This window comes from Chlamydia caviae GPIC (assembly GCF_000007605.1).
In the GTDB taxonomy this organism is placed as follows: Bacteria; Chlamydiota; Chlamydiia; order Chlamydiales; family Chlamydiaceae; genus Chlamydia; species Chlamydia caviae.
Genome location: NC_003361.3, coordinates 756,652 through 781,733, shown reverse-complemented (window position 1 = coordinate 781,733; position 25,082 = coordinate 756,652). Strand labels below are relative to the sequence as shown.

Below are 25,082 nucleotides of genomic sequence, written 5' to 3'. Positions count from 1 at the left end.
TTGCAGCGTTATGATATTATCAGAATGATTGGTAAAGGGGGTATGGGAGAGGTTTATTTAGCCTATGATCCCGTATGCTCGCGTAAGGTTGCTCTTAAGAGGATCCGTGAGGATCTTTCTGATAATGAGTTATTAAAAAAACGTTTTCTTAGAGAAGCTAAGATCGCTGCTGATCTTGTCCATCCTGGGGTTGTCCCTGTTTTTACGATTTGTAGTGATAGTGATCCTGTTTATTACACAATGCCTTATATAGAGGGATATACTCTTAAAAGCCTGCTAAAAAGTGTATGGCAATGTGATTCCCTTCCTAAGGATCTTGCAGAGCAAACATCGGTAGCGACTTTTCTTTCTATATTTCATAAGATTTGTTCCACTGTAGAATATGTACATTCTCGGGGAATTCTTCATCGAGATCTTAAGCCTGATAATATTTTGCTCGGACTTTTTAGTGAGGTCGTTATCTTAGATTGGGGAGCAGCATTATCTAAAGAAATGGAGGAAGATTTTCTTTCGGATATTGATGTCCGTATCCCGGGATCATTGTTTTCTAACATGACGATTCCTGGTAAGATCGTAGGCACTCCAGATTATATGGCTCCCGAACGTTTACGAGGGACTCCAGCTTCAGAAAGTACTGATATTTATGCTTTGGGAGTGATTCTCTATCAGATGCTGACATTATCTTTTCCTTATCGCAAGAAAAAGGGTCAGAAAATCAGTCTTCGTCATCAAATTAGTTTCCCTGAAGAAATTGCTCCTCATAGAGAAATTCCTCCGTTTCTCTCTCAAGTGGTCATGAGGGCTTTAGCGGCAGACCCCAGGGAACGTTATCGTTCTGTAAGTGCTTTGAAAGCAGATATAGAACAACATTTACAGGGAAGTCCCGAATGGACTCCTAAGATTGTTTTACATACTCAAGATAGAGAATGTTGGAAGTTCCATGAACCTATTTTATTATCTAAGTATTTCCCAATGCTGGAAGTGTCACCAGCTTTATGGTACAGCCTAGCCATTTCTAAGATAGAAAGTTTTTCAGAAGTGCGTTTGGAATATACGCTATTGCGTAAGGGACTAGAAGAAGGCTTTGGAATTTTGCTTCCTCCTTCCGAAGGCGTAGATCATGGGGATTTTTACCATGGTTATGGTTTTTGGCTGCACATTAAGGAAAATATCCTATCGGTATCTTTAGTAAAAAATGGCTTAGAGATACAAAAGACTTCCCGGCACATCGATGGAAATAAGGAGAAGTTTTTCATAGCTTTTGAAAAGCAAAATCACCGTTTATCTTTGATTATCGATAATATTGTCTGGACGATTCATATGGATTATCTCCCTGCTCGGGGAGGACGTATTGGGGTGATCATTCAGGATGTTGCTGATGTTTGCGGAAACATTGTTGTTTTAGAAAGTAGTGGATCTTTACAAGTCAGTTGTTTAGCGGTTCCCGATGCCTTTCTTAATGAAAAGTTATACGAGCGTGCCATTACGTTTTATCGTAGGATTGTTGAGTCTTTTCCTGGACGTAAGGAGGGATATGAAGCACAATTTCGTATAGGCATTGCTTTATTAGAAAAAGCTTCTGAGAATAGTGACTCTGAAGGATTTATCCAAGCTCTTGAGGAGTTTTCTACTTTACATAATAGTGTTGCGGCTCCTTTGGAGTATCTCGGGAAAGCTTTGGTATATCAAAGATTAGGAGAGTATAACGAAGAGGTCAAAAGCTTATTACTAGCTTTAAAGCGCTATTGTCAACGTCCTGAAATCTCTCGTGTTCGTGATCATGTTGTTTATCGTTTGCATGAAGCTTTATATAGCAATCACCGCATTTCTTTAGTCTTTATGCTTCTTGCTCTTCATGTTGCTCCCGAATCTATAAATGCTTCTGAAGAAGAGCATTTCCTTCAGAATTTACATGGAAAAATTCAAGATACTTTATTTTGCAATCTAGATATTTCCCCTGTGGATTTTCGTTCTTCTAAAATGGAATTGCTGTTGAGCTATTGGTCAGGATTTACACCGTTTCTTCTCGGGTTGTTTCAAAGATCTTGGGATTTAAAGGATTATCGTGCTCTTGCGGATATTTTTTACACTGCTGCAGATTTAGGAAATAAGGAGTTTATTGAAGAATACTCAGGAATTTTACGTGAGAACATCCGAACAACAACGTTTTCTAAGGAAATCGTAGAAATTCTTCCTGATCAGCTTCTTTGTTTCCTTTCAGGATTGGAAGCGTTAACGCTCCAGGAGTCTATAGAAAAGGTCTTTGACGGTATTGAAAATTTAGATCCTGTATTGATTTTATATTTGTTTGATTTATTTGCTAAAGACGCTTTGATTCACGGTAGAGGTGAAGAGATTCTGAAGGCCATTGCTCTAGTAGAAAAGTATATTTCTCCTCAGCAGCGTTATAGGTATCTTTTGCCCTATGAGGTGCTCTCTTATTTATGGATGAAAGATGCGAATAAAGTTTACGATCTTTTGTCTAGTTATGACGAATCTTCGTGGATAGACGATAGCAGTCACGCCTTCGTTCTTTATGGTTATTGGCTAGCACTTGCTGAAGATAGCTCCTTAGCTTATCTACATCTTTCAGGATGTCGAGAAGATTCTGTATTTCCACGAGCATTGATAGGAGTATTTTGTAGTCCTTTAGGTATTTGTGAAGAGCAGTTGAGTTATCAAGAACGGCGGCAGTTATTGTTGCAGAAATTTATCTTTTTCCATTGTTTAGGAAATAGTGAAGAACGCGATAAGTGCCGCACGGCTTACGATTCTAAAGAGCGTTCTTTATAATCCACTCATATACGTTTTTAGTACTGACTTTTTAGAAGTGGCAAGATCTTTAGGCTGTCCTGAAAAGAGTACTTTTCCTCCGTATTTCCCTGATCCAGGTCCCAGTTCTATAATATAGTCGGCATGTTTTAACAGCTGTATGTCATGGTCAACATAGATAATAGAATGCCCTTGAGATATCAGCGTGCGAAATAGCTTTTGCAATTGGCATTTCTTATTCACATCTAAGGAGGTGGCTATTTCATCTAGAAGAAATAGCGAGGGCTCTTGAGGAGCCAAGTGAAGGAATCGAGCAATTTTTACAGAGATTTTTTCACTTAGAGATAGGGAAGAGAGATTTTGGCCTAAAGGAAGATAGCCAAGCCCTGAGTCTATGAGAGCTTGTAGGGGAGCCTGTATTCTTTTAAGGAAAGGAAAAATAGTCAGGACCTCTTCAATAGGAGTTTTCAAGAGTTTCCCGAAGTGTTTCCCTTCATAGACAACCTCCTGAGATAGGGGTTGAATACGGTATCCTGAACATGTCGGGCACGTGCGCTTTTCTAAAGCATAAAAAGCTCTATCTATTAGGTGGTATCCTAAGCCTAAGCAATCAGAACATTGCCCATGTTTTGTATTTGTACTGAGCATACTTGCTGTAATATTTAAGGCTTTGGCTTGTGTGAGCGATGCGTAGAAGTTCCTCAAATATGGAGCAATATCAAAATATGTGCTGATGTCAGATCGTTGTGAAGAAGATAGCGGATGAGAATCTAGGAACACTACATTTGAGAAATGCGCATTTCCAGTATCGATAAGCTTTTGAGCCTGCTTATAAAACCCTTCGGTGAGTAATGAGGTTTTCCCAGATCCCGACACTCCAGCGATGGCAACGAGACTATACAAAGGAGCTTGTACATGAAGATTAGAGATATTATGAATCGAGAGACGAACCTCTAAAGTGTCTTTAGAGAAAACTTTTTTATGATCATCATCCTCTATAGATGATGGGAGTGGATTGGTGAGATATCCTCCTTGAGGTCCTGATCCTGGTCCTAAATTTATCGTGTGATCCGCACAGAGTTCTAATAGATGATTCCGGTCTGTAGCAATAACAGTGTTATTGTTGGTAACGAGTTCTTTAAGTAATTTGGTTAATGTTGGAATATCTTGAGGATGGAGTCCTGACAGGGGATCTTCAAGAAGATAAACAATATCTGTAAGATTTGTAGAGATTTTCTTTGCTAGGTGGAGGCGGTAGTGCTCGCCATCACTTAAAGTGTCTTGTTGTTGCCCTAGAGTGATGTAGCTCAATCCAACCTTATCAATAAATGCTAAGCGGTTTTGTAGATCTTGGATAATAGGTTGCGCTTGATCGTCATGGAGGGTCATTAACAGATTTTTGAGGAATTCGGTATCTTCTTGGTAGATATCTATGAGAGATGTTTCCCCTATGCGCACCTGTTGCGCATAGGTATGGATTCCCCATCCTGAGCATCCCGAGCATGTATCGGATAGAATTAGAGGATGGAGAAGAGGACAGAAGGGAACAAGATTGCATTGTTCCATGAGAATTCTTTCTAGTCCTGCATGTTTTTGAGTTCCTTGAAATAATTTTTCTTGAGTAGGGGGATCGAGATCTTGAATTTGCGTAGATGAGGAAATCTTCAGTTCTCTAATAAGATCAACCACACGTTTTGGAGAAATATCGGGGAAAAATAGCTTAAAGAGATCCAAGGGGGAATAATGAAGAATTTTATCTTTATGTGCCGTTAAAGAGAGTTTTAAAACATTCCCTGATCCACAACATTGTTGACATTGTCCTTCGCTATGCTCTCGGGATAAGAGTTTGCGCGTGATATTAGGATAGCTGTTTCCTAAGGAATCTTGCCAACCTAGAGTGTAAGATAGAGAGTGTTGTATTTTCCCCTGATTATGAATATGTAAGCGTATTGTTCGTGATAAGGAAAAAGCTAACGTTAATGAGGATAGCAAAGAAGATTCATGACTTTTGGAGATTTTTGTATGTTGGATAATGATGGCAGGATCTTCTAGAATTTCAGGAAGATGTTCTCCAAGATCATAAATCTCATTATTAGCAAATAGCTTTAAATATCCCTCTTTTTTCTTCATTTCTAGAGCAATAGACAGGTCTTCTTCAGGAGATATAGGCGCGGTTATTGTGACGTAAGAATTTTCATAATTTTGGAAAAGTTTATCGATAATTGTCTGCGGAGTGATTTTTTTTAGAGGTTTTCCTGTTAAGGGGCAATGAGGTTTTCCTAGCAGAGCAAAGAGTTTTTCAAGACCGTTGGTAATGTCTAAAGATGACGCTAACGAATATCTTGAGTTTTTTCGTATTCCTGTTTTTTTTATTGCAACGACTGGAGATAATCCTCGGACACTTTCTACTTGTGGCAGAGGGGTTTGCTTAATAAGAGCTTGGCGCACGTAATAGGGAAATAGCTCAGCATAAGCAATATTTCCTGCAGCATAAAGAATATCAAAGACTAAAGAATGTTTCCCTGATGCCGAAGGTCCTGAAATTGCTGTTAGAGCATTGCGAGGAAGAGTAATATCAATATGTTTAAGGTTGTGATGATAGGCATTTTGAATAGAAATATCTTTGAGAAGATGCCTATTTTGAGATTTCTCAGCTAGTTTAGGAAGAGCTTTCGTCTTTTTAAAATATGGCTGCAGAGCTTTTGCTGTAGGTGTATTGAGGGAAATTAGTTCTTCAGGAGTGCATGAGGCTAAGAGATATCCTCCGAGATTTCCTCCTTCAGGACCTAGTTCAATAACGTAATCAGCGATTTTCACAATATGCATATTGTGTTCTATAACGACTACAGTATGTCCTTGTTGAGTAAGAGATTGAAGAACATGGATAAGAGCATGGATATCGTGAGTATGCAATCCTGTTGTCGGTTCATCAAGAATATAAAGAGTAGGTTTTTTAGAAGGAGCGAGTAGCTCATAGGTAAGTTTTAATCTTTGGATTTCTCCTCCTGATAGGCTGGATAAAGGTCTTCCTAAAGGGAGATGATCAAGACCTAAGGAGCATAAAGCATGAATTTTTTCATGAATATGGGGAGTCGACATGAAAAATTTTTCCGCTTCATACGCTGTCATTGCTAAAATGTCAGCGATATTCTTTCCTTGATAGCGCACTTCTAAAATTTGCGGTTGGAACCGTTTCCCATGACAGAGAGGACAGGGAATGGGGGTATGGTTATCAAGAGTTATAGACCCTATACCTTGACATTCTGTACAGGCTCCTAAAGAGAGATTAAAACTAAAATGACCTTTTGTTAATCCCAAGCGTTTGCTTTTAGGCTGTTGGGAGAATAATTCTCGAAGATCATCGAAAGCCTTAATATAGGTTAGAGAAATAGAACGTTGAGAACGGCCGGGGAGATCTCGAGTAATATGTACGACACGTTCTATGGTGCCCTCTTCTATACATAAATGGGAGTCCTTATCTCCTTGAATAACGCGTTCCATAGCAGGAACTAAAGTGTCGTTAATTAAAGAAGATTTTCCTGATCCCGAAACTCCTGTCACTGCGGTTATTCTCTCTAGAGGTAGAGAAATAGTAATGTCTTTTAAGTTGTTAATCGTGGCATGAGACAGTGTAAGACGTGCTTTTGTCTTGGGGCGTCTTACAGGGATGTCTATGGTAAGTTCATGGCGCAGATAGCTTGCTGTTAGTGAATCACAAGTCTTTAAAAAATCTGCGGGAGTCCCATTAAATAGTACTTCACCTCCGAAGATCCCCGCTCCTGGACCAATGTCGATAATGCGATCAGCAAAAGAGATCATCTGCTCATCATGCTCAACAAGAAGAATGGTATTTCCCTGATCGCGTAATTTTTGAATTACTTGAATCAGTTTATGTGTATCGCGAGGATGGAGTCCTATGGAGGGCTCATCAAGAATATAGGTAATTCCTGATAACTCAGCTCCTAAATGTTTAGCCAAAGCTGTGCGTTCTTGTTCTCCTCCTGATAATGTTGCGAGTGTTCTTTCTGGGGTGAGGTAGGAAAGCCCTAAGTTTATCAATATGGAAAGGCGATTGTTTAAACCATCTAAGACTTCACGAATGGAGGGTAATGTCGGTGTTATAGAAGATGTAAAAGAAAAAAACTCATCAAGAGGCATTTTCTGAAACTCTACAAAAGTTTTTCCTTGCCATGTAGCTGCACAAGCGTATTCTCCAATTCCGGTTCCTTGACATGTAGGACAGGACGTTGCTGATGTCCCTTCAGGAATGTATTTTGAAGGTTTTGCGGCATAACGGACTTTTTCGCCAATCTCATTAAGAATCCCTCTCCAAACTTTGTGAGATAGGGGTTTCTTTCCTAATGTAGGATCAAAAAGGCGTACAGGAAGAACAAGATGCTTTTGACCATAGAGGAAAGCATTTTGGACAGAATCAGGAAGATCCTTCCATGGAGTGTCTAAACTAAAATTTAAGGTGTCGGCGAGAGATTGATACAGAGCGTGGTAAAAGTACGTAGAGCAGTTTCCTGCTAGTTTGCAACAGTTTTCTCGGATAGATAGGTCATTTTGAATAAGCGAGGGATCGTCAATGGTAATATAGATTCCTGATCCTTGACACTGTGTACAACGATCTTCGAGACTATGAGGAGAAAATACTTGTGGTGTTAATGGTGCATACGTCTGTTGGGTTTCCGGTATGTATACCTGCGTGGAAAAAGTTTCCTCATATGTCTCAGTGCTTATAGAACACTTCCCTTGTCCTAGATCAAGAGCAGAAAATAAGCTAACTTTCATACGCGCATTGTTACTTTCATTTTTAATGAAAGAATCAACGACAATAGCTACAGGGGACTCTTCACTAAGGGGAGACGTGAGAAAGGGATAAATAGAAGAAATGACGTTGTCTATACGGATTTTTGTGTATCCCTGTCGCACACATTCTTGAATGGAAGCTCTGCTTATATTTATCAGCGGTGCTAAGATGGTCACTTGCGTTCCCTCAGGAATGGTTGCAAGTGTCGCGAGAATCTTTTCCTTACTTTGTAAATGAAGAGTTTGTTTTGTATGCGGGTCTCTAGCTTCTCCATCTAGCGAGAATAATAAAGCAAGATGTTGGGAGAGTTCTGCGGCACTTCCAACAGTAGAGTGCGCATGATAGGCAAAATGGTTTTGCTTAACAGCAATCGTTGGGGAAAGACCGTGAATTTTTTCTACAGTGGGGTCGGGGAGAGGAGATAAATTCGTAGCGAAAAATGCTGGTAGAGTGGCTACATACCGTTTTCTTCCTGCTGCATAAACGGTATCAAAGGCTAATGAAGATTTTCCAGATCCTGATACCCCGGTAAGTAAGACAATCTCTCCAGGAAGAAATTCTATAGAAATATTTTTTAGATTTCTAACTGTAATACCAGAAATATGAACGGGTAAGCTAGGCATAGATCTCACGATAATTTAGTAAATAGAGAGAGATGTGCTATACGAATAATAACTACGTAGGAAACTAGTTTGATTTACTTGTAACTTTATAGAAAGAGAAAAAAGCAAACTACTCATTTCATAAGATTAAGAGATAAGTATCGGCTATGTTTCCCATAAAATAGTATAGTGTTAAGTATTTCAACATACAAATTAAGATTGAATCATGTATTCTGTCGTGTGTAGCGAAGCATGTTAGCTATTGCTTAAGTATCTTTTAAATTATTTTTGTACTAAGAGATTCATGTTAGCTATAAGGTAAATAAGTTTTTGATTGGTTTGAGAAATTAGGGAAATATGATCGCAAGAACGAAAATCATTTGTACTATAGGTCCAGCAACAAACACTCCAGAAATGCTTGAGAAGCTTTTAGATGCGGGTATGAATGTTGCTAGGTTGAATTTTAGTCATGGTACTCATGAAAGTCATGGTGAGACAATTCGTCTTCTTAAGGAATTGCGAGAAAAGAAAGGGGCTCCTTTAGCGATTATGTTGGATACCAAGGGTCCAGAAATTCGTTTAGGGAATATTCCCACACCAATTCAGGTATCTCGAGGTCAGAAAATTACCTTAGTAGGAAAAGAGGTAGAGGGATCTGCCGAAGGTGGCGTTACCTTACATCCTCAATGTGTTTTCCCTTATGTGCGTGAGGGTGTTGATGTCTTGATAGACGATGGTTATATTCAAGCTGTTGTGACCTCTGTTGGTGAGGATCATCTAGAATTAGAGTTTATTAACTCTGGAGAATTAAAGTCGCACAAGTCTTTAAGCATAAGAGAAATTGATTTAGCTCTTCCTTTTATGACGGATAAGGATATCAATGATCTTCAGTTTGGCGTTGCGCAGGGCGTTGATGTTATTGCTGCTTCTTTTGTCCGTTATGCTGAGGATATCGAAAGTATGCGCAAGTGCTTAGCAGATGCTGGCCGTCCGGATATGCCCATTATTGCTAAGATAGAAAATCGTTTGGGAGTAGAGAATTTTTCTCAGATTGCTAAAGCTTCCGATGGGATTATGATTGCCCGTGGAGATTTAGGGATTGAGCTTTCTGTTGTTGAGGTCCCTAATTTACAGAAGTTTATGGCAAAGATGTCTCGTGAAATGGGACGTTTTTGCATTACCGCTACGCAAATGTTAGAATCTATGATTCGCAATGTTTTACCGACACGAGCAGAAGTTTCTGATGTTGCTAATGCTATTTATGATGGTACCTCAGCAGTAATGTTATCTGGGGAAACGGCCTCGGGAAGTTATCCTGTCGCGGCTGTGAAAATTATGCGTTCTGTGATTCAAGAGACAGAAAAAAATCTTAATTATAAGTCTTTCTTAGAACTTAGCGATAGTGAATGTGCTGTTAAGGTATCCCCTTATCTTAAGTCTATAGGTTTATCAGGAATTCAAATTGCTGAGAAAGCTGATGCTAAAGCCATTATCGTTTACACGGAATCCGGAGGATCACCCATTTTCCTTTCTAAATACCGTCCGCGTTTTCCAATTATTGCTGTTACACCAAATCTATCTGTGTATTACAGGCTTGCTTTAGAGTGGGGAGTCTATCCTATGCTTACGCAAGAGTCAGACCGTGCAGTATGGAGACATCAAGCTTGTATTTATGGAATCGAAAGAGGAATTTTATCAAATTATGATAAGATTTTAGTTTTGAGTCGTGGCGCTCAAATGAAAGATACTAATAATCTTACCTTAACAACGGTAAATGATATCATCACAGCATCAGCTAAATAAGCTGATGCTTCTCATTTTAAATAGGTATAAAGCGATTTCTAGCTTTAAAACATCCTGCAGATAGTGAAGCTGTGATAAGCGCTATGACCAGGAGTATCGGTGTTAGAATGTACTTACTGATTCCCCATAGGGTATCGGGAACATGGATAGTTCCAGCGCAGATTAATGAGAAAACAACAACGGCAGCTATTGCTAATACTGCTAATGCTAATGCTGAAATCAACGCAAGAGCACGTTTGTTTTTCTGAGAGTCTTTACAAAAGCAAATACAGTTAAGAGTACATTCAAATGTAGACCCTAAACATCCTGTTAAGCACATAAAATTCTTCTGATTTAAAAATAACAAAGAGCATTCTCTCTTAAATTGGGAAAAAAAACAAAAAAATTTTTTACTTCCCTTTAAGATTTTTTTGAGAAATTCTTTAATGCGGTAATTAAAGATGCTTGTGGATGGAGAAGCTTTCTTTCTAGTGTTTTTTGTGTATAAAGAGTCTTGGAACCTGTTGTTTTAAAATGTTTGTGTAGGTTTTTGGGGAGCCCTACAAGATCAAAAACAGCGGGGAAGCTATTAGGAAGGGTGTGTAGAGCTTCAAGAGATGAGAATTCTTTTATAGTGTATTGAGGGAAATCGTCGGTAGGGATCTTCTCATTCGTTGGGATTTCTAAAGCTAATGTTAGTGAAGCCCCTGAATACAGATCGGCAAGATCCGTAAGGAATCCCTGAAAATTTCCCAGAGTAGCGTAATTGGCAATAACGAGAATATGGCTATAGGCATGTCTCTTTTTCAGATGGCTGAAGAGCTTTCGTTTCCATCGTTTATGCATCCACATCCACTGTTCAGGCTTATGCGCTATACCTTTTTCTAAGAATCCCATGAGATTGTCCATCAGTGAAGAGGTGGCTTCTTTGATGGGTAAAGATTTATCAGCATAAAACTTCTTACTAGGAACAATTCTATACCCGTTTTCATGACGAAACACTGCTATGGCTATTACCGGTTTTCCTGTTTTATAGGCGAGTAGTGCTGGAGATGTTGTTGTGAAAGCTTCATGCCCAAATAAGGGATATGCATAAGAGGATATGAGTAATGCTTGATCACCAACTATACCAATAATGTGTCCTTGTTGTAGAGCTTGAAGGGCAGAATGTATGCCTTGTTTTGGGCTAATAATTTTCCCTTTAAAGGTTTCCCGTAGAGAAAAAATTTTTTTGTTTAATCGGGCATTTTTTATCGGTTTTGCAAATGCTAAACCAGGATAATCTCGAGTGATAAAAAGAAAAGGAAGTTCCCAATTTGCTTGATGACCACAAAATAAAATAATCCCTTCGTTTTCATTCAGCTTGGAAAATGTATCTGCCAATTCTTTTTGTGTCAGGACGTCGCCACCGCAGAATCCTTCCGGATGGGTTTCCTCAGTTGCTATTGAAATTAAACTATCTATATTCCCTATTAATCCCTCCACAGCTAATAACTCTAAAACAGTAATCATCACATGTTGTATAGAGTGTTTAGCAATGTGCTTTCTCTCTTTAAAAGACTTATAGGGAAAAGCAAGGGCTAAATTTGTAAGTGCTGTTTTCCTGTAGTCAGAGATGGTATAGAAAACGATAGTGCCTAAAACTCTTCCAAAACAACATAGAAGAGAGCGGGGAATATGTTTAAAAATACTGATGAACGATATTCCTAAATAGTAAACGAACGAATCAAGGATAGTTTGTTTCGCGCGACGTATGCTCTTTAACATGATATAGAATCCCTACCCATACAATATAACAAGAGATTGGGAGCAAATAGGTAGTATTTTATAATAGATCGCGCTCATCAGTTGAATGAGCGGCTATCATCGACACTATAGGCTTCGATAACTCTTCCAACTGTTTTTATAGTTTTTACTATTAACTACACAAGCTTCTAGTTACAAACATCTAGTGGTATAGATTTCAGGGCTTTACCACTCTTTTTGAATTAGCTTTGAGGTTTCCCTAGATTTTGAATGGATAATCACTTTGTTATGGGAAATCTCCGCAGAAAGGTGCAGTGGAGATCCATCTTTCCCGAATAAAGAAAGCTTTCTTAAATATTCACGGAAGCGATGGCGAATCCCTGTTTCGTCAATCAAAGCGAAATCATGGAGAATCCCATGTTCTTGAGCCATGATAGCTTGAACAAAGGTGTCTTCAAGAGTCTTTTCGTCTATAAATTCTACAGCCCAGTTTACAGAGTTATTCCCATGTGGTGGCGCCATAACCACAGCTAAGGCAATGTTATTCTTCACAACATCTAAGAAAAGCTTACTGACATCTTTTGCATAGAGGGGAATATTGATTTGATAGATGCCTTGGTTAAGAATAATAGGGTGAGAAGCTTCTAAAGTATAAGCTAGAGGATTGAAGGTGTTGCTGTATTTTACAGGGAAGAAAAGTAAAACAGGGAGGTTAAGATTTAGAGGAATGAGTTCTTGTTTTAAAAAGAGTAAGCGTAAGAAATCTGCTTGAGGATCATTAAGATTTTCATAGGTATTGGTATTGCCAAAAGGAATAAGAATTTTTTTCCATTCTTCAGGAATAGGAAAGATAATCTCATCGTGATTCCCTTGGGCTATCCGATTTCTCTCCAATTCTTCAAAAGATACCTTATTGAGATTAAAGGTGAGCTCTAATCCCTGTTCCTTAAGAGCATTTACATATTCTTTAGGACCGCTGACTTTTTGGATAAGATATTTTGGCCAAACGTCTAAATATTCATAACCCTTAGGTGGACTTCCTACAGGAGTTGTAATCGTCACCGTAACGTCTTCAGTAACATATTGTGTCAGGCAAATAAAAATATCATCAGCAGAGACACTTTGAATATCTCTACGGATATTCATCTCACCATCAAGGCTAACAAGATTATACTTATCAATGGCAGCTATCCAGCTTTCCGTATGTCCCGTAGCGCTAATCACTACTTCCAAGTTTGTAGGACGAAGATCATGAACAGTACTTTTATTTCCTACGATGGTTAATGAAACCTTCTTGTCCAATAGACCATTGCTTTGCAATCCCAACACCGTTTGATCAGGATCAAGATCAACAATACGCACAGGGATGTTATTCAATGTGCGGGTAATGGTTACTGTTTGTCCGACGAGAATCCAAATGATGATAGCAAACCCTAAAGACACCACTTTTCTCAGCCAGTTGCGCATGAAAAAACGAGAAAGAAAATCGATCATTTTTTCCAAATCCACGAGCTAAAGGGTTTACGTTTTTGTTCTTTAAGAGCAAGAATACTTCTCAATACAGCTTTGAATCTGTCCATTTTCACTCCACGTGTCAAAATCCCATCACGAGATAACGATACGTAGCCATTTTCTTCAGATACAGTAATAATCAACGCATCGGTACGTTGACTTGCTCCTAGAGCCGCTCGGTGACGCGTTCCCATAGAACGTGATAACTGTGTTGTATCGTGTGCTAGAGGAAGAACAACACGCGCATAGGCTATAGTTTCTGCTCTGAGAATTACTGCTCCATCATGGAGGGGAGATGAGGGTTCAAAAATCGTCTCCAAGAGTTCTTCTGAGAAGTCCGCATTAATTTTTACTGAAGAAAAACTTAAAAACTCATCGAAAGAATCTTTATTTTCAAGAACGACAAGAGCACCAACTTGCCTATCGGACATCTGATAGATGCATGAGGTGAGGTGTTCAATAAATTGATCTTGTAGATCAATAACAAACTTCCTCCCATGAAACCGTACACGTGATAAGGCTAAGCGTATTTCTGGTTGGAAAATAATAAAAACGACGATGGCAGCGACATTGACAACATGTAACATCAATCGTCGGATAATAGGAAAATGTAACTTATCTGCTAAGACAAATAGAAAAAGAAAGGCAAGCAAACCAAAGACAACGTCCATGGCTCGAGTTCCCCAAAAGAACTTCAGAAGATAATTTAATACTACCCAAATCAGAATAATTTCTAACAAGGGTGTCGTATAGTAAGTAATATCTATGGGCATAGCTTTACTAGTTTCCTAGAATAGAATACTCGAAGAAATTCTCACCCTAAAGGCAAGCGACTGCTTTCTAAAAGAAGGTAATATAATACTGTAGCATATAGAGAAAAAGGTTAACAGCAAAGTATTTTATAGTTGCAATAGTTTGTTATATACTTCACATTACAGCTTTTTTATTTGTTCTCAGATTCCTGGCGGGCATATGGACACGGAGATTTTATCTAGAATACAGTTCGGTTTATTTATTGCATTTCACTACTTGTTTGTTCCTTTGAGTATGGGCCTCAGTATGATGCTTGTTTTAATGGAGGGCTTGTATCTAGTTACGAAGAAGAATATTTATAAACAGATGACCTGGTTTTGGATTGGTGTCTTTGCTTTAACATTTGTTGTTGGAGTAGTCACTGGCATCATGCAGATTTTTTCTTTCGGATCAAATTGGTCGAGATTTTCTGAGTACAATGGCAATGTTTTTGGAACCCTTTTAGGGAGCGAAGGTATCTTCGCCTTTTTCTTGGAATCGGGATTTTTAGGCGTTTTGTTATTTGGACGTCATAAAGTTTCTAAAAAAATGCATTTTTTCTCTACTTGTATGGTGGCTTTAGGAGCTCATATGAGTGCTTTCTGGATCGTATGTGCCAATTCTTGGATGCAAACGCCTTCGGGTTATGAAATGGCCATGCATAATGGACAGCTTGTCCCTATGCTGACTTCATTTTGGCAAGTAGTTTTCTCTCCTTCAAGTATAGAGCGTTTTATTCACGTTGTATTGGGAACTTGGTTATCAGGTGTTTTCCTTGTGATTAGTGTGAGCGCGTATTATTTGCGTAAACAACGCCATGTAGAATTTGCTCGTCAGGGGTTAAAATTAGGCGCGATTACTGGGATTGTCTTACTTATTTTACAATTATGGTCCGCAGATGTTAGCGCTCGTGGTGTTGCTAAAAATCAACCTACGAAATTAGCAGCTTTTGAAGGGTTATTTAAAACAGAAGAATATAGTCCCATTTATTTATTCGGTTATGTTGATGTAAAGAATCAGAGAGTTATAGGCCTGCCTATTCCTGGAGCTCTTTCGTTCTTAGTGCATAGGAATACTAAAACTCCAGTTGCTGGTTTAGATCAAACACCACAAGATGAATGGCCTAATGTGCAGATGGTTTTCCAATTCTACCATTTAATGGTTATGCTTTGGGGATTGATGGTTCTTTTGGCAGTCATTACCTGGTGTGTTTATAAGAAAAGGCGTTGGGCATTAAAATCTTTCGTTTTATCTGTACTCTCATTATCCGTTCTCTGTCCTACGGTATGTAATGAAGTGGGTTGGTTTGCTACAGAAATGGGAAGACAACCGTGGATAGTTTACGGTTTATTAAAAACTAGCGATGCTGTTTCTCCTATAATACGGGGAGGCCAGGTTGTTCAGACTCTTATTTTATTTAGTATAGTGTTTGTTTGTCTCTTATCTTTATTCCTCTTTCTTCTATGGAAGAAAATACAACGAGGACCCGATCAAAACGATCTTAATGAGGTGGAAGTATAGTCATGGATTTTTCGTTAGCTTCACTGTTGCCGATAGCTTGGTATGCTATACTAGTAGTTGCAGTCTTTGCTTATTCGTTAGGGGATGGTTTTGATTTAGGTTTAAGTACGATCTATTTCATATCTCGCGTTGATGAAGAACGCCGTACGCTACTGAATTCCATAGGGCCTGTTTGGGATGGTAATGAAGTATGGCTCATTATTATTTTTGGTGGACTTATGGCAGGGTTTCCGCCGGCCTACGGTGCATTATTATCTATTTTCTACATGCCAATATGGACATTAGTTTTACTTTATATCTTTCGAGGATGCTCTTTAGAATTTCGTAGTAAGGCAGAATCTGCGAAATGGAAAGCTTTCTGGGATGTTGTTTTCTGTGTATCGGGGATCGCTATTAGCTTCTTTCTCGGAGTTTTAGTGGGGAATATGATCCTAGGATTACCTATATCTCCTACGACTCCGTATTCTTCCTTATCTTGGATATTGTTTTTCCGTCCTTACGCTCTATTGTGTGGTGCTCTTGTCGTTAGTGCTTTTGCAATCCATGGAGCAACTTTCGTGTTAATGAAGACCGCAGGGGAGTTACAACAACGGATTATTAAGCGTTTCTCTTATATTATATCAGCATTTTTGGTCGTTTATTTTCTTCTAATTGGCGCTACGCTAGCTATGATACCGCAAATAAATGGATATTCTTTCCAAGTGGGAAGTTTTGCCGGAGTCCCTACATACCCTGTATTGATATTGTTATTTTCTATGACTTTGGGGAGTTGCTTAGCAGCTAGAAGTTGCGTATTTAAAAAGCGTTATGGTTCTGCTTTTCTCTATTCTTCGTTGCATTTACTTCTGTTGATATTATCAACAGTGACTTTGATTTTCCCAAATATCTTATTTTCTACAGTAAGCCCTGAGAATAGCTACACTATTTACAATACGGCGGCCAGCACGAAAACATTGCAAAGTCTTTTGGTAATCGTACTGGTAGGTTTACCGTTGATTATAGCTTATGGTGTCTACGTCTATCGTGTTTTCAGAGGGAAAACAGATTTCCCTTCGGTGTATTAAAAACGTTTAGAAGATTTTTATAACACGCTTCCTGTTTTAGGTTTGTAAGCTTCTTCAGCTTACAAACCTTTCTAAGAGTAGAGGCTGCCTTTTTCGTGTTTCAGAGTTTTTTACAATTGTGTAAAAATCCTTGGGCAGCTTCTTGGTCAAAGTTAAAGAATCTTCCTTTGTATAATGAAGATACCTGCAAGTGTTAGAGAGGCTTTGGGAAATCAGCGTATTCAACACTAGGGAAGTGCAGGAGAAACTTTACTTTCACATTGTCTTGCATATTCAAGCTCTGACAATTTGAAAGTAAACATAAAAGAGTGATTTACGAAACAACTTCTTTGATGTCGATAATATAATAAGCTGGAAAAGCAAAATGGTTATTTGGACGAGGTAAACACTCTACAGATACTCTCTTTCCTACCCACTTTTCTAAGTCTATTTTTGTCGCGTAGACAAAGGCTAGAGTATTTTCCTTATCTTTCAGCAAATAGTCGCCAGGATTATTCTTTACGACATGGGGATAAAGCTCGAGCTCTCCAACGAAAGTCTTCTTTTTCTTCTTCTCTTCTTCATAGAAGGCATCTTGAGTCAGCTTTTTAGCATGTTCCTGAGGCTGCATGCTTGCCCAAATCTTAAACAAAGAATACTCAAGACTTTCTCTGCCTTGAGTTTTTGGAGAAGTTTTTATTACCGTTTGTTTGCGAATATGTCGAGATAATAAGGATCCGGTAGTAGCAGGTCTTTCTGGGGTAGAGAGAGTATCAGACGAACTAGATGCCTGTTGCTTCCCAATAGCCTTATCTTGATTTGCTAAGGATTTTGCTAGGTAGGTATCCTGGATCTCTTCCAAAGCTTTTTGTATTAATGGCTGCAAGCCAGGAACATCATTGAATTCTTCAGATTGTACAAGATTAATCTTCTTATAAATTGCTTCTAAATCGACTAAATCCAAACCTTTTTTCAGCTCATCTTGAGCAAACTGCACAGCAGAATCGAGTAAATCTAAAGCAATTTTTTTCTGACCTTCTCTCTGTTTATAAAGATCTATAGATCCCTTTTGAGAAACAAAGTTTTTTGCAACATAGAAAGCACATTGGCTAGGTAGAACAATCTCCAACCATTTTCCTTGTTGCTGAATCGGTGTTGCTTCAATTTGTGTGCCTCGGGACAAACGTGCAAGCACGGGAGCTGATGTAGAGGGCTCTAGACGTACGTTCACTTGCTCGCCTTCAATAACGTTGTCCAAGACAAAGGTGCGGAATACATAACCTTTGAGTCCCTCAGGAGCAGCAACGATATAGTAATCCTTGCTTTCTCCTATAACAGCAATGTAATCGCCTTTAGACAGTTCTTTGATAATGGAGCTATCTACATGAGGAGCTAGACGTAAACGCACACGATTCCCTTTAATCTCTCCCGTAAATGGAGCAAAGGAAGACTTGTCCATTTGCGCAACAGATGTCGTTGATGTGGAAGGAGCGGCAAGTAAACTTGCTGAACTTATTCCAGACCCGATGGTAAATAAAAGCATAGAAATCGATAGCGTTCGCATGCTTTACTCCTACAATGTGTTCACATTAGAAATCGATACAAGGATGTGACCTAGCTCTCTAGGGGAAGCGACCCCTAGAAAAAAGATTATATCGACTGCAATGAAAAAGTCAATTATCTTACCAACCGAGAAAATTCGACTAAGCTTTAGGTATAGAGAACTGCTTTTACATGTTCGCAATTTAACTGTCCACATGTACATCCGATAGGCGTTCCTAAATATACGCTAAACTGCTCATTTGGGTTTAGTGGATCAGTAACAAGATACAATTTGTTCCCGCTTGGACTAATGTCCCATGTGCGGAAAGATAAATCTTGTTCAGAAACAGTAGCGTCCTCTTCTTCACTAATTACTCTGCCAATTTGACAATGCATACAGTTGCAATGAGGCTCAGCTTTAGGGAGAACATTGGGATTGTTTCCTGCTAAAGTGCGAATCACCATCACCATTTTTTCTAAGATATCCGCCGGCGCATCAGGATGGTCTTTATGTTCTGGAGTATGCTGTAGGATCATTTCCATAGGGCTGGCTCCAGAAAATAGCGGAGACATCAGACCTTTATGTGAAAATATTTGCACGTCAGTATCTTTAGATAATTGCTGAAGTACATTGATCAACATGCCTAGTTTATCATCTTCACGACCAGATTCATCTCGAATCATTTGAGAAGCTTCTAGATGGAGAAGGTGTTCTTGAAAAGCAATATCAATAATGGATTGATCAAGATTAGGGATGGAAATGAGCTTGCCGTCAATTAAATGTAGTTTGAGAGTGGCCTGACCCTTAACTTCTCCTTCTTGAGATTCGATAAAGGCTATTTGATTCCATCGTGCAGAAATATAGGGAGGGATGCAAATCAATTGGTCATTAATTTTCACTTTCATGGCGACCTCCAGTGGGTAAACTCTACTGTCATTGCTTAACGTCATTGTAGAGCAGCTCTGTTTTTTTGACAATTGAATTAGCAATTAGCATTATCGATTGCTAAATTCAACCTAACTTCTTGAAAACGTTAAGCAATTTTTCTTTTTATAAGAATAAGAATAGAGTTTTTTTTACTTAGAATTATATAAAAGGGTCAAGAAGTTTCTAATAAAGTTTTGTCAATATAAGTACAGATTTTTTGAGTACTTATTTTAAGTATTTTCATTATTTTATTAGGGTGGGAGCCCTGTTTCATTAGGAGTTAGCTGAATGAAGAAAACAATGGTCATTGATACGAGTGTGTTTATTTATGATCCTGAGGCTCTATCATCTTTTGAGGATAAACGAATTATTATTCCTTTTACTGTAATTGAGGAGTTGGAAGCATTTGCTAAAGATCGCGATGAGTCAGCGAAAAATGCTTCTCGAGCTTTGAGTAATATCCGTTTATTACTTGAACGCTCTACGAATCCTTCTGAGGGAATATTTCTTCCGAATGGGAGTGAGTTGCGTATAGAAGTATCTTCAATTGCTAATTTAACTAATGATGAAAAACGTCGAAAACTTCTTACATTAGAGCTGCTTCAAGTAATAGCACAACGCGAGCCGATGATTTTTGTGACCAAGAGTTTAGGGCGTAGGGTGCGTGCTGAGGCTTTAGGAATAGAAGCTAGAGATTATGAAAATAAACGATTCTCTTTTAGATCGCTATACCGGGGTTATCGTGAATTAAGTGTGTCGGCATCTGATGTGGAGAGCTTTTATACCAACGGATATTTAGATATCCCTTTGGATATAGCTCCATCGCCTAATGAATATTTTTTTATTTCAGGAGGAGAGAACTATTTTGCTCTTGGTCGTTATCATGAACGAGAGAGAAGAATTGTTTCTTTAAAACCTCTTCCAGATAAAATTTGGGGAATAAAACCTTTAAATACCGAACAAAAGTGTGCGTTAGATCTACTTTTGTTAGACGATATAAAATTAGTTACTCTTATGGGACAGGCTGGGTCTGGGAAAACGATTTTAGCATTAGCTGCAGCTATGCATCAGGTGTTTGATAAAGGGAATTACAATAAGTTGCTGGTAAGTCGTCCTATCATTCCTATGGGGAAAGATATTGGATTCCTCCCAGGAGTTAAGGAGGAAAAGCTTTTACATTGGATGCAACCTATTTATGATAATATGGAATTCCTTTTTAACATTAGTGGTATGGGGGATTTTTCAGAGGTCCTACAATCTTTAATGGATGCTAAGAAATTAGAGATGGAGGCTTTGACCTATATTCGTGGACGCTCTTTGCCAAAAGTCTTTATGATTATTGATGAAGCGCAAAATCTCACACCTCATGAGATTAAAACGATTATTTCTCGTGCGGGAAAAGGAACGAAAATCGTCCTGACAGGGGATCCTACACAGATCGATAGTCCCTATTTCGATGAGAATTCTAATGGCCTTACTTACTTAGTGGGTAAGTTTCATCATGTATCTCTTTATGGTCATATGTTCATGACGCGTACAGAACGCTCTGAACTTGCTGCTGCCGCTGCAACTATTTTATAGTTCTTAGCCTAGGAAATCTTTGATTTCTTCCTCAGCAGACTTTAAAGGGAGCATAAGTTGTTGCTTAGGGTTAATATCAACAAATGTGGGTTCTACATAACCGCAGACTTTTTTAAAGTAATTAACCGCTACTCGAAGAACTTTGAAAACTACTTTGCAAATGGTTAAAAGACCTTTTATTCCGAAGATTTCTAACCAAGCATTCTTGCGAATCGTAGGTAAAGCTTCGTTGATGTCCCAGCAAGGGGAAATTGTGCATACTTCGCTATAGCCTCCTGTTGGAAGAAGCACAGCTGCCTCAACACGGGAAATCCCTAATAACGCCCGTAATCCTGTAAAAGTACTGAAAATTGGTAAATAGCTCACCAAAGATTCCAAACACGAACGATGCAATGGATTCTGAACAACATGTTGCTTATTTTTTTCAAAATAATGATCTAATCCACCGGTTGGAGAGTGTTGGTGATTGATGATTAAAACCGCATCTTTTGTGATTTTCATACTTTACTCAAGCTTGTCATTGTGTGATTTAGAGGAAAACTATACTGCAAAAATAAGTTTTTCGATAGATGTTGATTGAAATTAGCGTGCCTTTCAAGAAATTACTTCATCTTCTTGAAAAAGAAAGGCTTAAGTTTTAAGACAGCGTCTAATAATTGAAGAAAAATGGAGGTGGAGAGACTCGAACTCTCGTCCTTAGTAAACTCCCTGCTAACCTCTACATGCTTAGTCCCTAGTAATCATACATTGAACTTCCTCAGCTAAGAACATCTATGGAAGCCAACGACTCTCAATAATCTCGAATAAACCTCCTTGAGAATTAGAGAAGGTAGATTCCAACCAGATAGATGACGGTGTTTCACAAACCTCTGGTGGAGTCTATGAGCACCGGGTTATCTAGAGGTTATCTAGACAACAACTTTTGCTAATTAAGCAGCTAATCTTTCCTCGGTGAGGTCAGAGAAACTGATAATTTCGCATTCAGCCTTAGGTTCGGCATTTATTGTTTTGTCGGCTTTTTAGGAGGCCAGCCAACGCCCTCCGCATGCAATTAACACTTCATTTCCAAGTCGAAACCTATACACCCCCAGAGAATATTTTAATTTTTTCTTCGCTTTTGCGCAACTCAAGTATCCTTCTATTTTAAATGTTGTCAAGAGAAGGAGAATTTTTCTCAAATTTGAGGGTAGGGTGGACGAAAACCTGGAAAATCTTTATTTTTGGAGTGATTTTATATCTATACGCACTCAATGGCTAAAGCATGAATACAGAAGGCGAAAGTAGCAAGGAAAGTCTTGCTAACAGAGAAGAGAGGATATTAGATTTTTGGAAAACACACGATATTTTTCAAAAATCGTTAAAAAATAGAGAAGGCAAGACTCTGTATTCTTTTTATGATGGGCCACCGTTTGCTACAGGCTTGCCTCATTATGGTCATCTTCTTGCCGGGACAATTAAGGATGTTGTCGGACGTTTCGCCACTATGGATGGATATTATGTTCCTAGACGTTTTGGATGGGACTGTCACGGTGTTCCTGTAGAATATGAAGTGGAAAAATCTTTAGATCTTACCACGCCAGGAGCTATTGAGGATTTTGGTGTTGCTAAGTTTAATGAGGAATGTCGAAAGATTGTTTTTCGTTATGTCGATGAGTGGGAACGCTATGTGCATCGCCTGGGGCGTTGGGTAGACTTTTCTGTAACATGGAAGACCATGGATGCTTCATTTATGGAAAGCGTTTGGTGGGTATTCCGTTCTCTTTATGATCAAGGTTTAGTTTATGAAGGTGTGAAAGTTGTTCCTTTTTCCACAAAATTAGGCACACCTTTATCCAATTTTGAAGCAGGGCAGAATTATAAAGAAGTAGACGATCCTTCCGTAGTGATTAAGTTTGCTTTGCACGGAGACCCTGCATCTTTATTAGTATGGACGACAACGCCATGGACATTGGTGTCCAACATGGCAGCTGCTGTAGGTCCAGAAATTACTTATGTACGTGTTGCAGATAAGGTTTCTGGAGAACAATGGATCTTAGGCCAGGGATGTCTATCTCGATGGTTTTCAGATCCAGATTCATATGAAATTTTAGAAAGTTTTTTAGGGACAGCTTTAGTAGGGAAGAGCTATGAACCTCCCTTTAGCTTTTTTGAACATAAACGTGCAGAAGGAGCTTACAAAATTCTTTCTGGCTCATTTGTAGAAGAGAGCGAAGGTACAGGGGTTGTCCACATGGCTCCTGCATTTGGTGAAGCGGACTTTTTTGTATGTAAAGAACATCACGTGCCTATAGTGTGTCCTGTGGATAATCACGGCTGCTTTACCGAAGAGATTCCTGAATATCAAGGCCAATACATTAAGAGTTGTGATAAAGGAATTATCAAATCTTTAAAAAACCTAGGAAAGGTTTTTTATCACGGGACTGTAATGCACCGTTATCCTTTCTGTTGGAGAACAGACACCCCATTAATTTACAAAACAGTGAACTCTTGGTTTGTTTCTGTTGAGAAGATCAAGGATAAAATGTTGCGAGCTAACCAGAAGATACACTGGGTGCCTGAGCATATTAAGGAAGGGCGTTTTGGTAAGTGGTTAGATGGTGCTAGAGATTGGGCTATTAGTAGGAACCGTTATTGGGGAACCCCGATTCCTATTTGGAAAAGTAAAGAGGGAGAAATCTTAGTTATAGGCTCTGTAAAAGAGCTTGAAGAGCTTACTGGAGAGAAGATCTCTGATTTACATTGTCATTTTATTGATCAATTAAAAGTTGAAAAAGAAGGAAAGACTTTCCAACGAGTTCCCTATGTATTTGACTGTTGGTTTGATTCAGGCGCTATGCCTTATGCGCAAAATCATTATCCTTTTGAAAATCAGAAGGAGACGGAAGCTGGGTTTCCTGCGGACTTTATTGCTGAAGGTCTAGATCAGACAAGAGGATGGTTTTATACCCTCACGGTGATTTCTTCAGCCCTATTTGATCAGACAGCATTTAAAAATGCGATAGTGAACGGTATTGTTTTAGCTGAAGATGGCAATAAGATGTCCAAAAGGCTAAATAACTATCCTAGTCCTATGGGAATCATGAATACCTATGGAGCTGATGCCCTACGATTATATTTGTTGGATAGTGTTGTTGTTAAAGCTGAGGATTTGCGGTTTTCTGATAAGGGCGTTGAATCTATTCTTAAACAAATTCTTTTACCTTTAACAAACGTATTATCATTTTTCAAAACCTATACGGATCTATACGGTTTTGATGCGGATAATTATGATAAAGAAGAGATAACCTATAGTGAGATCGATAGGTGGATCCTCTCTAATCTTTATACTGTTGTTGGTAAAGTTCGTGAGAGCATGAGCTCTTACAATTTAAATACTGCTGTAAATCCTTTTGTCACCTTTATTGATGATTTAACAAATTGGTATATCCGTCGTTGTCGTAGACGTTTTTGGGAATCTGAAGATACTCCAGATAGAAGAGCAGCTTTTGCTACACTATATGAAGTGCTTACTGTTTTTTGTAGAGTTATTGCTCCTTTTATCCCATTTATCTCTGAAGATATTTACCAACAGATTAAAACTGAACATTCTGCAGAGTCTGTGCATCTCTGTGATTTCCCTCATATAGATCTTGCTAAAGTGTTCCCGGATTTAGAACAACGCATGAGCGATGCTCGTGAGATTGTAGGTTTAGGCCATTCTCTACGTAAGGAACATAAGTTAAAAGTACGTCAACCTTTAGCGAATTTCTATATTGTAGGTCCTAAAGATCGTTTGGATGAATTAACTTCGTTTGAGCAACTCATTGCAGAAGAACTCAATGTAAAAAATATTGTATTTTATAAAGAGACTCCAAGCTTCGTAAAAACAACTGTGAAGCCTAATTTCCGCTCATTAGGTAGAAAGGTTGGTGAGAAAATAAAGGATGTGCAAAGAGCTTTAAGCAATCTTTCTCAAGATCAGATACAGCAGTTGCTAAAACAACAATATCTCCTTCTCAACTTAGGTTTTGAAGAGATCACTTTGGGTATAGATGATGTGGTAATTTCTTGGGAAACAGATCCTGGATATGTTGCTCGAAGTTCTTCATTATTTACGGTAGTTCTTGATTGTCAGTTAACTGAAGATCTTATTGTTGAGGCAATCTCTCGAGAATTAGTGAATAAAATTAATACAATGCGTCGCAACCATAAATTGCATGTTTCTGATCGCATTCTTTTGCAGATACACTCATCAGAAGATGTTGAGAAGGCGTTTTTACATTACGAAGATTATATCTGCGAAGAGACATTAACTGTTCAATTTGAGTTTAAAGATAGTGTTGAGGGTGAGGAGTGGGATATCAATGGTCATCCCACAGTTATTGCTCTTACAGTAGCTTCTAAAGCAAACTAAGATATACCATTTCTTCATGGATAAAGAAGATTCTCTGTAAAATAGAGAATCTTCT

The 25,082-nt window shown here is 38.6% G+C and carries 14 protein-coding genes and 1 other RNA gene; 6 read left to right on the top strand and 9 right to left on the bottom strand.

Annotation, left to right across the window (positions count from 1 at the left end; translation table 11 throughout):
- Window positions 1–2,793 carry a serine/threonine-protein kinase PknD gene (pknD, locus tag CCA_RS03400; RefSeq protein WP_011006634.1) on the top strand — a complete coding sequence of 931 codons (2,793 nt, stop codon included), beginning with the start codon at window positions 1–3 and terminating at the stop codon, window positions 2,791–2,793.
- On the opposite strand, the gene uvrA is transcribed toward pknD, so the two are convergent.
- A complete protein-coding gene (uvrA, locus tag CCA_RS03395; protein WP_011006633.1) occupies window positions 2,788–8,208 on the bottom strand; it encodes an excinuclease ABC subunit UvrA in 5,421 nt (1,806 codons plus the stop codon). The two genes, pknD and uvrA, sit on opposite strands and share 6 nt — an antisense overlap.
- Before the next feature lie 336 nt (window positions 8,209–8,544).
- On the opposite strand from uvrA, the gene pyk reads away from it, so the two are divergent.
- Entirely contained in the window at window positions 8,545–9,990 is a 1,446-nt protein-coding gene (gene pyk, locus CCA_RS03390; protein ID WP_011006632.1) for a pyruvate kinase, read from the top strand.
- A gap of 16 nt (window positions 9,991–10,006) precedes the next feature.
- On the opposite strand, the gene CCA_RS03385 is transcribed toward pyk, so the two are convergent.
- From CCA_RS03385 to cdaA, 4 genes are all read right to left on the bottom strand, one after another.
- Window positions 10,007–10,309, bottom strand: a complete 303-nt coding sequence (locus CCA_RS03385) for a hypothetical protein (RefSeq protein WP_041462222.1) — start codon at window positions 10,307–10,309, stop codon at window positions 10,007–10,009.
- An 80-nt stretch (window positions 10,310–10,389) separates the two neighbouring features.
- The gene (locus tag CCA_RS03380; protein ID WP_011006630.1) at window positions 10,390–11,736 is read right to left on the bottom strand and encodes a lipid A biosynthesis lauroyl acyltransferase; all 1,347 of its coding nucleotides are present in this window, start codon (window positions 11,734–11,736) and stop codon (window positions 10,390–10,392) included.
- A gap of 204 nt (window positions 11,737–11,940) precedes the next feature.
- Window positions 11,941–13,209, bottom strand: coding sequence for a CdaR family protein (locus CCA_RS03375; protein ID WP_157850891.1), 1,269 nt, complete (start codon window positions 13,207–13,209; stop codon window positions 11,941–11,943).
- Window positions 13,206–14,000: a diadenylate cyclase CdaA gene (gene cdaA / locus CCA_RS03370; RefSeq protein WP_011006628.1), complete on the bottom strand. Its 795-nt coding sequence runs from the start codon at window positions 13,998–14,000 to the stop codon at window positions 13,206–13,208. The genes CCA_RS03375 and cdaA overlap by 4 nt, the downstream gene beginning before the upstream one ends.
- A 199-nt stretch (window positions 14,001–14,199) precedes the next feature.
- Here cdaA and CCA_RS03365 point away from each other — a divergent pair, with 199 nt between their 5' ends.
- A complete protein-coding gene (locus CCA_RS03365; RefSeq protein ID WP_011006627.1) occupies window positions 14,200–15,540 on the top strand; it encodes a cytochrome ubiquinol oxidase subunit I in 1,341 nt (446 codons plus the stop codon).
- Window positions 15,541–15,542: 2 nt separating this feature from the next.
- On the top strand, window positions 15,543–16,604 hold the full coding sequence (cydB, locus tag CCA_RS03360) for a cytochrome d ubiquinol oxidase subunit II (protein WP_011006626.1): 1,062 nt from the start codon (window positions 15,543–15,545) through the stop codon (window positions 16,602–16,604).
- 313 nt (window positions 16,605–16,917) lie between these two features.
- On the opposite strand, the gene CCA_RS03355 is transcribed toward cydB, so the two are convergent.
- Together CCA_RS03355 and CCA_RS03350 are read right to left on the bottom strand one after the other, a co-directional pair.
- Complete coding sequence (locus tag CCA_RS03355; RefSeq protein WP_011006625.1) at window positions 16,918–18,147, bottom strand: SH3 domain-containing protein; 1,230 nt, start codon at window positions 18,145–18,147, stop codon at window positions 16,918–16,920.
- Between the two features lie 146 nt (window positions 18,148–18,293).
- Complete coding sequence (locus CCA_RS03350) at window positions 18,294–19,031, bottom strand: hypothetical protein (RefSeq protein WP_041462221.1); 738 nt, start codon at window positions 19,029–19,031, stop codon at window positions 18,294–18,296.
- Between the two features lie 310 nt (window positions 19,032–19,341).
- Here CCA_RS03350 and CCA_RS03345 point away from each other — a divergent pair, with 310 nt between their 5' ends.
- Window positions 19,342–20,634, top strand: a complete 1,293-nt coding sequence (locus tag CCA_RS03345) for a PhoH family protein (RefSeq protein WP_011006623.1) — start codon at window positions 19,342–19,344, stop codon at window positions 20,632–20,634.
- A 3-nt stretch (window positions 20,635–20,637) separates the two neighbouring features.
- Here the strand turns inward: CCA_RS03345 and CCA_RS03340 are convergent, their stop codons facing one another.
- Entirely contained in the window at window positions 20,638–21,135 is a 498-nt protein-coding gene (locus tag CCA_RS03340) for a hypothetical protein (RefSeq protein WP_011006622.1), read from the bottom strand.
- A gap of 163 nt (window positions 21,136–21,298) precedes the next feature.
- Window positions 21,299–21,723: a transfer-messenger RNA gene (gene ssrA / locus CCA_RS05260) on the bottom strand.
- 172 nt (window positions 21,724–21,895) lie between these two features.
- On the opposite strand from ssrA, the gene ileS reads away from it, so the two are divergent.
- Entirely contained in the window at window positions 21,896–25,027 is a 3,132-nt protein-coding gene (gene ileS / locus CCA_RS03335) for an isoleucine--tRNA ligase (protein WP_011006621.1), read from the top strand.
- Window positions 25,028–25,082 lie beyond the last annotated feature (55 nt).

What these genes read in the sequence shown, in the direction of transcription:
- uvrA (WP_011006633.1), bottom strand. Translation starts at nt 8,208, where the DNA reads ATGCCTAGCTTACCCGTTCATATTTCTGGTATTACAGTTAGAAATCTA.
- pyk (WP_011006632.1), top strand. Translation starts at nt 8,545, where the DNA reads ATGATCGCAAGAACGAAAATCATTTGTACTATAGGTCCAGCAACAAAC.
- CCA_RS03385 (WP_041462222.1), bottom strand. Translation starts at nt 10,309, where the DNA reads ATGTGCTTAACAGGATGTTTAGGGTCTACATTTGAATGTACTCTTAAC.
- CCA_RS03380 (WP_011006630.1), bottom strand. Translation starts at nt 11,736, where the DNA reads ATGTTAAAGAGCATACGTCGCGCGAAACAAACTATCCTTGATTCGTTC.
- CCA_RS03375 (WP_157850891.1), bottom strand. Translation starts at nt 13,209, where the DNA reads ATGATCGATTTTCTTTCTCGTTTTTTCATGCGCAACTGGCTGAGAAAA.
- cdaA (WP_011006628.1), bottom strand. Translation starts at nt 14,000, where the DNA reads ATGCCCATAGATATTACTTACTATACGACACCCTTGTTAGAAATTATT.
- CCA_RS03365 (WP_011006627.1), top strand. Translation starts at nt 14,200, where the DNA reads ATGGACACGGAGATTTTATCTAGAATACAGTTCGGTTTATTTATTGCA.
- cydB (WP_011006626.1), top strand. Translation starts at nt 15,543, where the DNA reads ATGGATTTTTCGTTAGCTTCACTGTTGCCGATAGCTTGGTATGCTATA.
- CCA_RS03355 (WP_011006625.1), bottom strand. Translation starts at nt 18,147, where the DNA reads ATGCGAACGCTATCGATTTCTATGCTTTTATTTACCATCGGGTCTGGA.
- CCA_RS03350 (WP_041462221.1), bottom strand. Translation starts at nt 19,031, where the DNA reads ATGAAAGTGAAAATTAATGACCAATTGATTTGCATCCCTCCCTATATT.
- CCA_RS03345 (WP_011006623.1), top strand. Translation starts at nt 19,342, where the DNA reads ATGAAGAAAACAATGGTCATTGATACGAGTGTGTTTATTTATGATCCT.
- CCA_RS03340 (WP_011006622.1), bottom strand. Translation starts at nt 21,135, where the DNA reads ATGAAAATCACAAAAGATGCGGTTTTAATCATCAATCACCAACACTCT.
- ileS (WP_011006621.1), top strand. Translation starts at nt 21,896, where the DNA reads ATGAATACAGAAGGCGAAAGTAGCAAGGAAAGTCTTGCTAACAGAGAA.